Source organism: Leisingera sp. ANG-DT (assembly GCF_000813785.1).
GTDB lineage: Bacteria > Pseudomonadota > Alphaproteobacteria > Rhodobacterales > Rhodobacteraceae > Leisingera.
On record NZ_JWLE01000013.1, the window covers coordinates 87,483 to 101,260 of the forward strand.

Annotated in this window: 12 protein-coding genes; 5 read left to right on the forward strand and 7 right to left on the reverse strand. The window is 62.3% G+C overall.

Annotated elements, in window-relative coordinates:
- Positions 1-35: 35 nt before the first annotated feature.
- The 5 genes from RA21_RS14135 to RA21_RS14155 all read right to left on the reverse strand — a co-directional run bounded on the left by RA21_RS14135 (position 36) and on the right by RA21_RS14155 (position 6,803).
- A complete protein-coding gene (locus RA21_RS14135; protein WP_039149957.1) occupies positions 36-581 on the reverse strand; it encodes a sarcosine oxidase subunit gamma in 546 nt (181 codons plus the stop codon).
- Positions 574-3,519 carry a sarcosine oxidase subunit alpha family protein gene (locus RA21_RS14140; protein ID WP_039149960.1) on the reverse strand — a complete coding sequence of 982 codons (2,946 nt, stop codon included), beginning with the start codon at positions 3,517-3,519 and terminating at the stop codon, positions 574-576. The genes RA21_RS14135 and RA21_RS14140 overlap by 8 nt, the downstream gene beginning before the upstream one ends.
- Positions 3,516-3,785: a sarcosine oxidase subunit delta gene (locus tag RA21_RS14145; protein ID WP_039149963.1), complete on the reverse strand. Its 270-nt coding sequence runs from the start codon at positions 3,783-3,785 to the stop codon at positions 3,516-3,518. Before RA21_RS14145 ends, RA21_RS14140 begins: the two co-directional genes overlap by 4 nt.
- Positions 3,786-3,851: 66 nt before the next feature.
- Positions 3,852-5,105 (reverse strand): sarcosine oxidase subunit beta family protein, encoded by a 1,254-nt coding sequence (locus RA21_RS14150; RefSeq protein WP_039149966.1) that lies wholly within the window; start codon positions 5,103-5,105, stop codon positions 3,852-3,854.
- Between the two features lie 267 nt (positions 5,106-5,372).
- On the reverse strand, positions 5,373-6,803 hold the full coding sequence (locus RA21_RS14155) for a Glu/Leu/Phe/Val family dehydrogenase (protein ID WP_019294743.1): 1,431 nt from the start codon (positions 6,801-6,803) through the stop codon (positions 5,373-5,375).
- A gap of 342 nt (positions 6,804-7,145) precedes the next feature.
- Here RA21_RS14155 and RA21_RS14160 point away from each other — a divergent pair, with 342 nt between their 5' ends.
- The 3 genes from RA21_RS14160 to RA21_RS14170 are packed head-to-tail and all read left to right on the forward strand — an operon-like array spanning position 7,146 to position 9,935.
- A complete protein-coding gene (locus RA21_RS14160) occupies positions 7,146-8,765 on the forward strand; it encodes a TadE/TadG family type IV pilus assembly protein (RefSeq protein ID WP_082008957.1) in 1,620 nt (539 codons plus the stop codon).
- Positions 8,762-9,298: a TadE/TadG family type IV pilus assembly protein gene (locus tag RA21_RS14165; RefSeq protein ID WP_019294745.1), complete on the forward strand. Its 537-nt coding sequence runs from the start codon at positions 8,762-8,764 to the stop codon at positions 9,296-9,298. The genes RA21_RS14160 and RA21_RS14165 overlap by 4 nt, the downstream gene beginning before the upstream one ends.
- 4 nt (positions 9,299-9,302) lie before the next feature.
- Entirely contained in the window at positions 9,303-9,935 is a 633-nt protein-coding gene (locus RA21_RS14170) for a TadE/TadG family type IV pilus assembly protein (RefSeq protein WP_019294746.1), read from the forward strand.
- Between the two features lie 20 nt (positions 9,936-9,955).
- On the opposite strand, the gene RA21_RS14175 is transcribed toward RA21_RS14170, so the two are convergent.
- Both RA21_RS14175 and RA21_RS14180 read right to left on the reverse strand, forming a co-directional pair.
- A complete protein-coding gene (locus tag RA21_RS14175) occupies positions 9,956-10,432 on the reverse strand; it encodes a hypothetical protein (protein ID WP_029204656.1) in 477 nt (158 codons plus the stop codon).
- 104 nt (positions 10,433-10,536) lie between these two features.
- Entirely contained in the window at positions 10,537-11,493 is a 957-nt protein-coding gene (locus RA21_RS14180; RefSeq protein WP_029204657.1) for an NAD(P)-dependent oxidoreductase, read from the reverse strand.
- Between the two features lie 121 nt (positions 11,494-11,614).
- On the opposite strand from RA21_RS14180, the gene RA21_RS14185 reads away from it, so the two are divergent.
- Positions 11,615-12,490, forward strand: a complete 876-nt coding sequence (locus tag RA21_RS14185; RefSeq protein ID WP_019294749.1) for a LysR family transcriptional regulator — start codon at positions 11,615-11,617, stop codon at positions 12,488-12,490.
- A 53-nt stretch (positions 12,491-12,543) separates the two neighbouring features.
- Positions 12,544-13,716 carry a 4Fe-4S double cluster binding domain-containing protein gene (locus RA21_RS14190; protein ID WP_039149972.1) on the forward strand — a complete coding sequence of 391 codons (1,173 nt, stop codon included), beginning with the start codon at positions 12,544-12,546 and terminating at the stop codon, positions 13,714-13,716.
- Positions 13,717-13,778 lie beyond the last annotated feature (62 nt).

The window sequence follows — 13,778 nt, forward strand, 5'->3', positions numbered from 1 at the left end:
ATGCGCTCCGGGAATCAGTTGGTGATCCCCGCAGGTTACCCCCGTGCCGTGACGGCTTCCATGGCTGTTTTCAAATCATGCACAAGCGTTTTCGCCATCGAACGGAACACCATGACCTGAAACGCCTGCGGCCCAATGCGGGTGACCGAGGCCATCATGTGCTTCAACTCCGTCCGCGCGGTATGGCCGCGTTTGAAAACCTGGGGGCGCAAATCCACCGGCACCAGCCGCGCCAGGACGTCCTCGGCGCCAGCCCCGTCAAGCCGGACAACAGCCCAGGCGTCGCTCTGATCCGTCAGGGCGGCATGTTTGGCCAGCTTGGCGTCGGGTTCCACCCCCATAAGCAGCGCCATGTCCCGGCCGAACCAGACAGCCCGGCTGCCCGCCTTGCCGGTGGCGCGGTTCGCTGCCGGGAAGGCCATTCCGTGGGCCGCTTCCAAGGCTTTGCTCAACGCCTTCTCCTGCCCTTTGAACGGTGCCAGGACCCACATGCTGCCGGGCTGCTCTTCAGTCAGACTCATGCCGCCGAGGGTTATCGGCAGCAGCCTGTCACAGGGGCTTTTTGCTATCAGTTCAGCCACGGGCACGCCCTCCCTCTGGGTCAAAGAACACAGGCGAAACAACCTCGCACAACGTATCCACACCGCGCATGTGATCGACCAGCCGCACGGTTTCGCCGATGCGGTCCGGGCCTTCCTTGAGGAAAGCCAGCCCGATCGGGTGCCCCAGTGTCGGCGAATAGCCGGCCGAGGTCACATAGCCCTGGTCATAGATCCGCTCCACCGGATCGCCCGGCGTGAACAGATGCGCACCGGCGGTGATTTCCTTGACCGCACCAACAGGTTTCAAGCCCACAAGGCGCATCCGGTCTTCTGCCATCAGGCCTTCGCGGGTGGACATGGCCTTGCCCAGAAAATCCTTCTTCTTGGACATCATCCCCTGAAGCCCCAGGTCAAAAGCGGTCACAGTGCCGTTGATCTCGGCATGGGTGATCAGTCCCTTTTCGATCCGAAGCACATTGAGCGCCTCCATGCCATAGGCACCGCCGCCCATGGCTTCGGCCCGCTTCAACAGTTCGCGGAACAGGGCCTCACCATAGCGCGCAGGCACCGCCACCTCATAGGCATGCTCGCCCGAGAAGGAGATCCGGAACAGCCGCCCCTTCACGCCCAGAACGATCGCCTCGCCGCAGCCCATGAAGGGCCAGGTCTCGCCGTTCACGTCCTCGTCCAGCAGACCGTTCAACAGCTCCCGCGACTTCGGTCCGGCCACGGCAAACTGCGCCCATTGCTCCGTCACTGAGGTAAAGCGCACGTCCCATTCCGGGTAAAGCGCCTGGGACACGAACTCCATATGCGCCATCACCTGACCTGCAGCAGCGGTGGTGGTGGTCATGACAAAGTGGTTTTCGCCCAGCCGCGCGGTGGTGCCGTCATCCATGACAAAACCATCTTCGCGCAGCATCAGCCCATAGCGGACCTTGCCAACCTTCAGCGTGCTGAAGGTGTTGGTGTAGAGGAAATCGAGGAACTTGCCAGCATCCGGCCCCTGAATGTCAATCTTGCCCAGGGTGGAGACATCGCAGATGCCCACAGCCTTGCGAACCAGGGTCACCTCACGGTCGCAGGACTGGCGCCAGTTGGTCTCTCCCTGCTTCGGAAAATAGGCCGCGCGGTACCACAGGCCCACCTCCAGCTGATGCGCCCCGCGGGTTTCGCTCTCGCCATGCGAGGTCAGGAAACGCTGCGGCTTGAAGCCTTCATCCGTGGCCCCTGCCCCCATCGCGCCCAGCGACACCGGCACAAACGGCGGGCGGAAGGTGGTGGTGCCGGTCTCCGGGATTGTACGCCCGGTGGCATCCGCCAGCACCGCCAGCGCCGCTACGTTGGAATTCTTGCCCTGATCGGTCGCCATGCCCTGCGTGGTATAACGCTTCATATGCTCGACGGAGCGGAAGTTTTCGGTGGCCGCCTGCTTCACATCCTTGACGGTCACGTCGTTCTGAAAGTCGAGCCAGGCGCGCCCCTTGCCCGGCACCGCCCATAGGGCGGCGATGCGGTAAGGATCGTCCTCTGCTTGCGGAAGATCGGCGGCAGCGGGTTTCAGGCCCAGCGCCTCCAGCACCTTGGCGGCAGCCTCCGCGCCGTCGCGCAATGCGCCTGCGGTGGAGAAGGTGCCGTTGCAGGCACCCGCTGTGACCATGCCCGGCACCGCGCCTTCGGTTGGCACAAATGCCAGCGCCTCGCGCTTCCACACCGGACGGCTGTTCAAATGGCAGGTCAGATGCACCGAGGGGTTCCAGCCGCCGGACATCGCCAGACAATCGGTCTGGATCTTCTCCTCACCCTTGACCGAACGCACGGTGATGCTCTCCAGCCGCTGGCGGCCGGCACTGTCACAGACCTGTGCGCCCTTGATCACCTGATAGGGGCCGCCATCCGGTGCTTCGTGGCGGCTGTCGATCACCGCCGCGATATGCACACCCGCGTCATGCAGGTCGCGCGCGGTCCGGTGCGCCTGATCGTTGTTGGCAAAGACGGTGACCCTCTCGCCCGGCGCCACACCCCAGCGGTTCAGATAGGCGCGCACGGCGCCGGCCATCATGATGCCGGGACGGTCGTTGTTGCGGAACGCCACCGGGCGCTCGATGGCCCCCGCCGCCAGCACCGCGTGTTTGGCCGCAATCCGCCAGAAGCATTCACGCGGCAGGTGGCTGCCCTTCAGCGAATGCCGCCGTGGCAGGTGGTGCGAGACCCGCTCCAGCGCACCGTAGGTGCCCTGGTCATAGGCACCGGTGACGGCAGTGCGGCTCATCAGCCGCACATTGTCCATCGCCTCCAGTTCGGCCAGCACCTCCGCTGCCCACGCATGGCCCGGTTTGCCGCCGATCTCTTCGCGCTCTGCCAGCAGGCGGCCGCCCATACGGCTGTCTTCCTCCGCCAGGATCACATCCGCCCCGGCCCGGCCAGCCGTCAGCGCCGCCACCAGGCCCGCAGGACCGGAGCCGATCACCAGCACGTCGCAAAAGGCAAAGGCTTTCTCATAGCGGTCCTGATCCGCCTCGCCCGACAGCGCACCAAGGCCTGCCGCATTGCGGATCATCGGCTCATAAATCTTTTCCCAGAACGCCGCAGGCCACATGAAGGTCTTGTAGTAGAACCCCGCGCCAAAGAACGGCGCCGCCAGATCGTTCACCGCCATCACGTCGCGCTCAACCGAGGGCCAGCAGTTCTGGCTGCGCGCCTCCAGGCCTTCGAACAGTTCCTGCTGGGTGGCGCGCACGTTCGGGTCCTGCTGACCGCCTGTGCCGATGGTCACCAGCGCGTTCGGCTCCTCGCTGCCCGCGGTCAGCACTCCGCGCGGGCGGTGGTACTTGAAGGACCGCCCCACCAGATGCGTGCTGTTTGCCAGCAGCGCCGACGCCAGCGTGTCACCCTCCAACCCCATCATGTGGCGGCCATTGAAGGCGAATGTGATCGGCTTCGCACCCTGGTTCAGGCCTTTTCCGGGAAGTCTCATTTTTTCCCTCCCAGCCCGGCCTCGGAGGCCAATTGCACGTCCAGAATCTCATGGGTCGCGGTATTGCGGGTGACCTTCAGCCAGGCATTACAGCCCATCTCGTGATACCACAGCTCATCCAGCGGCCCCGCCGGGTTTTCCCGCAGGTTCACATACTCATGCCAGGCGTCCAGATCCGCGCCTTCAGCCGGGCGCACAAGTGCAGCGCCCTTGTAATAGAATTCGCGGCGGTCCCTCTCACCGCAGAGCGGACAGGTAATTCTCATGACCGGCGCTCCTTCATCTTTGCAAAAATACTCCCGCCGGAGGCATGCCCGGCGTGCTCCAAACGCTTAGTGCAGGTTATGCTGCGCACCGGTCCCCTCCTCGTCCATCAGGCCAACGCCGCTGCGGAAACGGTCGAGCTTCAGTTTCGTGGCGGCCCCATGCGGGCGGTCCGTGGCGATCAAGTGCGCATAGACGCTGCCCGATCCCGGCGTTGCCTTGAAGCCGCCATAGCACCAGCCGCAGTTCAGGTAGAGGCCATCAATCGGTGAATGGTCGATGATGGGCGAGCCATCTGGCGTCATGTCCATGATGCCGCCCCAGCTGCGCAACAGCCGCGCCTTGCTGAGAGCCGGCACCATCGCCACGAAACTCTCCATCGTGTGCTCCACCATCGGCAGGTTCCCCCGTGCAGCGTAGGAGCTGTAGAAATCCAGGTAGCTGCCGAACACCATGCCGCCCTTGTCGGACTGGCTGATATAGAGATGCCCTTCGGCAAAGGTGATCACATGGTCAACAATCGGCTTCAGCCCTTCGGAGACAAAGGCCTGCAGCACATGGCTTTCGATCGGCAGCGTCAGCCCCGCCATGGCCGCAACCTGGCCTGAGCGGCCAGCCGCGGCCAGCGCGACCTTCTTGGCGCGGATCGGGCCGCGAGCAGTCTGCACCCCCACCACTTTGCCGTTCTCGACGTCGATACCTGTGACTTCGCAATTCTGGATCAGATCCACTCCGCGCATGTCCGCGCCGCGGGCATAACCCCAGGCGACAGCGTCGTGGCGTGCAGTCCCAGCCCGGCGCTGCATCAGCCCGCCCATGATCGGGAAGCGATTGCTCTCGAAATTCAGGAACGGCGCCAGCTCGCGCACCCGCTCCCGGCTCAGGATCTCGGCATCATCGCCCTGATTGACGATCGAGTTGCCCCGGCGCACCGCCGCGTCGCGCTGGCCGTCGTTGTGGAACAGGTTGATGATGCCGCGCTGGGACATCATCGCGTTGTAGTTCAGGTCCTGCTCCATGGTTTCCCAAAGTTTCAGCGAGTGGGAATAGAACTCGGAATTGCCCGGCAAATAGTAATTCGCCCGCACGATTGTGGTATTGCGACCAACGTTGCCGCCGCCCAGATAGCCCTTCTCCAGCACCGCAACGTTAGTGATGCCGTGTTCCTTGGCGAGGTAATAGGCCGTTGCCAGCCCGTGGCCGCCGCCGCCAATGATCACCACGTCATATTCGGGTTTGGGTTCAGGATCCCGCCAATGGGGCTTCCACCCCTTGTTTCCGGTGAGCCCCTCGCGAAGCACACGCCAGCCCGAAAACCGCATGTCGTCCCTCCCCGTCAAATCACTTCCGCCGCCCGGCAAAATCTGGTCCGGGCCTTGGCCGCATTGCTACCCGCTTTCACGTGCTGCTCCTAGCCCCAAGGCTCAAGTTGCTGCACATCAGCATGGCTTTGCCGCAAAACACACGAACTATTCACTTGTGTCTAGTTCTATTTGCGACGGCAGGTGACGCAATGCGGGTTAGACGCAAAAAAAGGGGCAGAGAGTTTCCTCCCCGCCCCGTTGCTCCTTGCCAGGCCTTGCGCGCGGTCAGAGACCCTTGGCGTGATAGCTCTTGGCAACCTTGTCGATCGACACCAGATAGGCGGCGGTACGCAGATCGGTCACGTCGTCGCGGCTGTGCCAGACTTCGCGCATCGACTGGTAGGCCGCCCGCATGGTGTCATCCAGGCCGGAGCGCACCAGCTCCAGCTCGCCCGCCCCCTTCAGGTACTTGTCCTTGAAGTCCGGCGACATCGACCAGGTATTCCCCATCACGTCATCCAGACGCTGCAGCTCATCGATCACCAGCTGGTGGCGCGCTTCCTCCTGACGGCGCTGCATCCGGCCAAAGCGGATATGGCTGAGGTTCTTGACCCATTCGAAGTAGGACACCGTCACACCGCCCGCGTTGGCATACATGTCCGGAATGATCACGCAGCCCTTCTTGCGCAGAATCTCATCCGCACCGGCGGTCACTGGACCGTTTGCAGCCTCAATGATCAGCGGTGCCTTGACGCGCTCGGCGTTGGAGAGGTTGATCACCCCTTCCAGTGCCGCCGGGATCAGGATATCGCACTCTTCCTCCAGCAGCACGGCGCCGTCTTCGACATACTGCGCGTCCGGGTAACCCGACACACCGCCGTGTTTGACAATCCAGTTGCGCACCGCCTCCACGTCCAGGCCATCAGCGCTGTGCAAGCCACCGTCCCGTTCGATAATGCCGGTAATCAGCGAGCCATCCTCTTCCGACAGGAACTTGGCCGCGTGATAGCCCACGTTGCCGAGGCCCTGAACAATGACCCGCTTGCCATCCAGCTTGCCGGACAATCCTGCTGCGGCCTTGTCTTCCTCATACCGGAAGAACTCGCGCAGGGCGTATTGCACGCCGCGGCCTGTTGCCTCAACCCGGCCGGAAATGCCGCCGGCATTCAGCGGCTTGCCGGTGACGCAAGCCTTGGCGTTGATGTCGGTGGTGTTCATCCGCGCGTACTGGTCTGCGATCCAGGCCATCTCGCGCTCGCCTGTGCCCATGTCAGGCGCGGGCACGTTTTGCGACGGGTTGATCAGGTCGCGCTTGGCCAGCTCATAGGCAAAGCGGCGGGTGATCAGCTCCAGCTCATGTTCTTCATACTCGCGCGGATCAATGCACAAACCGCCCTTCGAGCCCCCGAACGGGGCCTCCACCAGAGCGCATTTATAGGTCATCAGCGCCGCCAGCGCTTCGACCTCGTCCTGGTTCACGCCAGTAGCATAGCGGATACCGCCCTTCACTGGCTCCATATGCTCCGAATGCACCGACCGGTAGCCAGTGAACGTATGCATGGCGCCGCGCAGGCGCACGCCAAAGCGCACCGTGTAGGTCGCGTTGCAAACCCTGATCTTCTCCTCCAGCCCCGGCGGCAGGTCCATCAGTTTCACTGCCCGGTTAAACATCAGGTCCACGCTCTCGCGGAAGCTCGGCTCTGTGCGGCTGCTCATGAAAAATTTCTCCGTAATCAAACATCGACTCGCTGCCGATGATGGATTCACTCTATGCAGAGTTACTTAAGGAGTGCGACCTTTTTGACCATTTGCGGCCAAAAAGAATCGCTTACCGGCATGTGACGGTCGATTCGCTATTTCTGGGGAGGCGATTGTCTCTCCCTGCGCCACAACCCCGCGGAATCACGCGGGATTGGAATTCCCCACCATTACAATCGAAGGCAATTCGGCAAATTCCCGCCCCAATTCCGCCCACTTTACCAAGCATTAATTAATGGAATTCCGCTGCAGAAGCCGGGCTGGCACGTTCCCCAGCCGGAAGGGGGTATTTAGATGAGTATGCACCATAAGAATTCCACTGCGCTGAGCAATCCGCTCATTTTGCGCTGTCGAGACAAGCTTAAAGGCTTCCTGCGGGAAGAGGATGGCGTTCTGGCAAAGCCGATGATCGGCACCTTGTTTCTTATGCTCGCCATCGGCGGCATCGGCGTCGACCTGATGCGGATGGAGCGCGACCGCACCAATCTGCAATACACCCTCGACCGGGCGGTGCTTGCTGCTGCCGACCTTGACCAGCAGCAGGAGCCCGCGGCTGTGGTTCAGGACTACCTCACCAAAGCCGGTCTGGCCGACTACTATCAGACGCCGGACGTGCAGCAGTCCTTGGGCTACAAGAGTGTGGAAAGCACGGTCAACGCAACATTTCCAGTGCACCTGCTGAAGTTTGCCGGTGTTGGCGACCTCCCGGTTTATGCCAACTCGCGGGCCGAAGAGACCATCGGCTCCGTTGAAATCTCCATGGTGCTCGACATTTCCGGTTCAATGTCCCGCAACAACCGCCTGACCAACCTCAAGTCGGCGGCACATACATTCGTGGATCAGATCACCCAGAACACGGACACCAGCAACCTGTCGATTTCGATCATTCCCTACGCCACGCAGGTGAATGCGGGGCAGGCCCTGCTCAGCAAATACACCAACGTCACGCAGGAGCACGACTATTCCTACTGTGTGAACTTCATCAAGGACCAGTTCAGCAAACACACGCTGGACCGGGATGAAAACCTGGAGCGCACCGCGCATTTCGATACGTTCACCTACTCGGAGAACATGATCTCCTCGCCGGTTTGCCCCACCCGGGAAGGCTCTGAGATCCTGCCTCTGACCAACGATGCCGATCTGCTGCACGCGCATATCGACAAGCTGACAGCGGGAGGCAACACCTCCATCGATATCGGCATGAAATGGGGCGGCGCCCTGTTGGATCCGACAGCACGCGACGTTGTGAACGACCTGATCGCCGACGGTGTGATCGACGCATCCTTTGTCGACCGGCCGACCGACTACGGCAGCGGCGACACGCTGAAGATCATCGTCCTGATGTCCGACGGCCAGAACACCAACCAGTATATGGTGAACCCGTCGCGCCGGGAAGGCGACTCCGACGTGTGGTACAACGCGACGGCGGATGCCTATTCCGTCTACCACTCCAACGGCGAGAAGAACTATTACTGGGAGCATATGAACCGCTGGGAAGACCACCCCTACGGCGAAGGCACCTATGAGACCTGCGACTACTACAGCTGCACAACTAATAGCGAAGAAGGGTCCTCCGTCCGCCTGACCTATCCGGAGCTGCACGCCCGTGCCTCCCTGGCCTGGATTGCGCGCTACATTTACGAGTTCAGCAACAGCGCCTGGGCCGACTGGTTTAACGCAGGCCGTTATTTCCACAACCGCGTCGCCAAGGACCAGCACACCAAGACCATGTGCGACATCACCAAGGACCAAGGCGTGATCGTGTATTCGGTCGGCTTTGAGGCTCCGTCCGGCGGCATCAAGGTGCTCGAGGACTGCGCCAGCTCGCCCGCTCACTTCTTTGATGTGGAAGGCCTGGAGATCACCGACGCCTTCTCGTCAATCGCGACTTCTATCCGTCAGCTGAGGCTCACCCAATGAAAAACCGTATCCAAACCGCCCTGCGCCGGTTCCGGCTTCGTGAGGATGGCAATGCTTCGCTGGAGTTTGCCCTCGTCATCCCCGGCTTCCTTCTGATCCTGATGTCCACCATCGAACTGGGCATGATCAATCTGCGCCACTCACAGCTGGAACGCGCGCTGGACCAGACCGTCCGCGACATCCGTCTCAGCACCGGCGCTGACATGCAGCACGACGCGCTGCGCAATGCGATCTGCGACCGCTCCGGCTTTATTCAGGAATGTTCAACGTCCCTGCGCCTGGAAATGATCCGCCTCGACCCGTTCAACATGGCTTCGATCGACCAGACGCCGGATTGCACGAACCTAGTCGAAGAGGTTCAGCCGGTCCGCACCTTCGAAAACGGCCAGTCCAATGAACTGATGTTCGTCCGGGCCTGCATGAAGTTTGATCCGCTGTTCCCGACCTGGGGACTTGGGAAAAACCTTCACAAAGATGCAGACGGCCGCGTCCAGCTGATCGCATCTTCCGCATTTGTCCAGGAACCGAGGTAACGCCATGCTGACCTTTCTGTCCCGCCGCCTGCCCGGCCGCACACCCCGGCCGCTGCGCAAATTCGCCGAAGACACCCAAGGCAACGTCGCTCTTGAATTCGCCGTCTACGCACCATTGCTGCTGGGTCTGTTTGCCGCCGTTTATACTTTCTTTGACGCTTTCCGGCAGGAGAGCATCAACCTGAAGGCGGCCTACACGATCTCGGACCTCATCTCGCGTGAGACCAACTATGTGAACGAGACCTACATCGACAGCATGCACATGCTTGCCGGCGAACTGGTCCGTGCCGACTCGCAGTTCTCGACACGGATTTCGGTGGTCCGTTGGGATGAAGATGACCAGCGCTACTACGTCGACTGGTCCAAGGTCCGCGGGTCCGCCTTTTCGGAATGGGACGACGGGTCGATCAGCAATGTCGAGGCACACCTGCCGACCATGCCAGATCAGGAACGCGTGATCTTGGTGGAGACCTGGAACGAGGTCGACCCGGTCTTCAACGTCGGCCTGCCCAAACTGGACGTGCAGAACTTCGTCTTCACCCGTCCGCGCTTTGCACCGCAAGTGGTCTTTGTCGAGGACAAGGGCAATGGCAACAACCACAACGACGACGCCGAAAAGGTCTCGCCGCCAGCCTGATCATCTCCTTGACCGAACAATCACCCCTGGCCGCGCTGCACCAGCATCGCGGCCAGAATTTCCGACATCGCCTTGCCCTGCGAGCCGGGCGTTACCCCGCCGATGCCAATCCGGCGGCCGGACCGCCACCACAACCCGGGCATCCAGGCCCTGCTTCCTTGGGTGCCGGTGCGGATCAGGAACCCGTTGGACGGTTTGAAGGCAAAAAAGCCGCGGTCGATGGTTTCGATATCCGCCACCCGCGCAATCACCTGGCCGTCAGAACAGCGCAGTTCCTCTGCCGTCAGCTCGATCCGGTGCACGGTTGCCTGCCACATCCGCACAGCCAGCCAGAGCGCAGCGGCGCCGACCACCACCAGGAACACCAGCCAGGCCGGCGACGGCGGGGCCGCAAAGGCGACATAGACCAGCAGGCAGCCGGTCAAACCCAGCATCACCGTTCCCATCACACGCCGGCTGGCCGAGGCCTCGATTGTGGCCAGAACTTCCTTGCTCATCCGCTGCTCCCCTATGCTGCTCAGCCGGGCATAGACCGGATCGGCAAAAGAAAACAGCCCCCGGCGCACCGGGGACTGACTGCAGCCGTGCCGTTTGGGGAAACTTATTCCGCAGCAGCGCGGCGCACGACTACCTCATAGCCCGGCTCTTCCGGTTCATCGTCGATCAGCTCCTGCGGGAAGCCCGGTGCGGTGATCGACAGGCCGGTGGCTTCTTCCAGGCGTTCGATCATCCGGTCGGACTGCGCCCGCTCGCCATAGCGGCGCTGGCCATCCTTCATCATCTCGATCATCAGGGGCGACAGTTCCAGCGGCACGTTGTGCCGGTCGGCCAGGGTCTGGAACAACCCGATATCCTTCATCACCAGATCCATGGTGAAATTCACATCGCGCGAGCCGGACAGGATCAGCTGGCTTTCGGTCTCATGCGCAAAGGAGGTTCCGGAAGACATCGAGATCGCCTCGAACGTCATGCCCAGATCCATGCCGCAGGCCTTCATCACCGTCAGCGCTTCCATAACCGCCAGCAAGTTCAGATTGGCCAGGTAGTTGGTCATCACTTTCAGGGTCGAGGAATTGCCGATCTCCCCCACATGCAGAATCCGGCGGCCCATGGTGGTCAGGATCGGCAGGATGCGGTCGAAGGTGGCACGCTCGCAGCCCGCATAGATCGAGATATTGCCGGTATCGGCCCGGTGGCAGCCGCCGGAGACCGGGCAGTCAACAGCCTCGCCGCCGCGCTCGACGATCAGGGCTCCGAGGCGCTTCACCTCTGCCACATCGGTGGTCGACATTTCCATCCAGATCTTACCGGGGGTCACATGCGGCAGCATTTCGGAGACCACCGCATCCGAGGCCGCCGGGCTGGGCAGACAGGTGATCACCGCATCACAGTCCTGCATCATCTGCGCCGGGCTGCCGCCTGCCTTGGCGCCGCGCGCCACGAATGTTTCAACCAGCGCCGCATCCAGGTCATGCACTGCCACATCCAGCCCGTTGCGCACCAGGCTGCCTGCCAGTTTGCCGCCAACATTGCCGAGGCCGATGAAGCCGATCTTCATATCCGTTTTCATGTCCCGTATCTCCTCCCGGGGTAATCGCTTGCAAAAGGGCTAGCTTGACCAGAGCCAAAACAAAAACGAATAATAACGCGACCTGACCCCAAGAATTTTTGCAACGCTAATGTCTGATCTGCCCAATCTGGTCTGGTTGCGCGCCTTTGAGGCCGCCGCCCGCCTGCAAAGCTTCACTGCCGCGGCGGAAGAACTGGGTCTCACCCAGGCCGCTGTCAGCCACCAGGTGCGCAGCCTGGAGAAAAGCTTTGGCATCACCCTGTTCCTCCGCCGCGCCCGGCATCTGGAGCTGACGCAGCTGGGCCATGCCTATTATCCTTCGGTGGCGCAGGCGCTGACCGATATCGCCTATTCCACCCGCGGGCTGCTGGGGCATGCGCAGACACGGACAGTGACCCTTCGGGCACCGGTTTCCACCGCGGTCCTGTGGGTGGCCCCGCGGCTGGGAGCCTTCCATGCCGCCCACCCGCATATCCGCATCCGGCTGATCTCTGCAGTCTGGGCAGACAGCACCCAGGATGAGGATGTGGATATCGACCTGCGGCTGGGGCCGTCGGGCTGGTTCGACCGCCGCGCGCATTTGCTCTCCGCCGAAAGCGTCATTCCGGTCGCCCTGCCTCAGCTGGCGGCTGAACTGCACTCGGTTGACCAGCTGTTCGGCCAGACACTGATTCACATCCACGGCTACCAGGATCACTGGCTGCGCCTGTCCGAACAGACGGGTGTTCCGCTCAAGAACCGCTCCGCACCTCTCTATGTCGATACTTCATTGGCGGCGATTGAGATGGCCGCCTCTGGCGCCGGTGTAGCCATGCTGATGCGCCGCTACGCCGAACTGCCGCTTTCGCTGGGCCGGCTGGCGCCAGTTGCCGGCGCGGAGATCCCGATGGGCCAGGGCCACTACCTGATGCCCGCCGCAGGCGAAGCCCCCAACAGCGCTGAGGCCGCCATGGTGCGCGATTGGGTTGTCTCCTTGTTCAGTTGATCGCCTGCGCCGCGGCCCTTGCCGGAAAGCGGACAGCCCGTTAGCGTCCGCCCATGCCTTGGCCCCAGAACACCCCGCCCCAGCGCGATGGCGACGCAGCCGCAGGAATCGACGTCACCGATGATTTCGAACGGTTCACGCAGCGCAACGACATCTTCACCCGTGCGTTCTGGGATGACCGCGTGAAATCCAAGCACACGGCGAAATTCTTCTCCTCCTACAGGATGGAAGCGGCGCCCCGGCGCGGCGACGGGTTTACACAGCGCGACTTCGCCCTGCGCAACGCGGCGTGGCTGATTTCCGACGTGGTCTCCTCCCGCCGGGCGCCGGATGGCATTCGCGAAGGGTTCCAGGCCGCCATCCGCCCGGACACTCCGGTGGCCAAGGACGCCCTGGAGATCGACGACCCGGCAAAGATGTCCGCCGAGGTGAAGCGCATCGCCAAATTCTTCGGTGCCAACCTCTGCGGTATCACCGATCTGGATGAACGCTGGCTTTACACCACCCGCGTCGATGCCCGCGACATGTCCGAAGCGCCGCATGATCTGCCAGACGGGCTGACCAGCGTGATCGTGCTGGGCCATGAGATGGAGAAGGAGCTGGTTGCCACCTACCCCTCGGCGCTGGCAGGCGCTGCGACGGGGCGGGAATACAGCCACGAGGCGTCCATCGTGATGCAGCTTGCCGCCTATATCCGCAACCTGGGCTATGAGGCGGTGCCGTCGATGAACGATACCGGCCTGGTGATCCCCTACGCCGTGAAGGCGGGGCTGGGCGAATACGCCCGCAACCAGATGGTGATCACCCCGGAGTTCGGGCCGCGCCTCAGGTTTTCAAAAATCTTTACCAGCCTGCCGCTGGCGCACGACGCTCCGCAGCCGCTAGGGGTGAGGGCGTTCTGCGATATCTGCACCAAATGCGCCGACGCCTGCCCGGTGAAGGCGCTGCCCTACGGTCCGCCCTCAACGGAAACTGTCAATGTCTCGGCGATTAAGGGGGTCCGGAAATGGACCTCGGATGCCGAGAAATGCTTTTCCTTCTGGGCCAAGATGGCTTCTGACTGCGCCATCTGCATGCGGGTCTGCCCGTTCAACCGCGACTATTCCAAACGGCGCAACCGGCTGTGGCTGAAACTGGCGCTTGGCCCGCTGCGCAAGCTCGCACTGCGGCTGGCAGGGAAACACGGGCAGCGGCGCAAACCGGCGGAGTGGTGGAACGAAGCCTGAAATCATTGCACGGGCCGCGCTGGCCTGCCCGCCCGACAGGCAACGCCCTTTGACGAACTCCC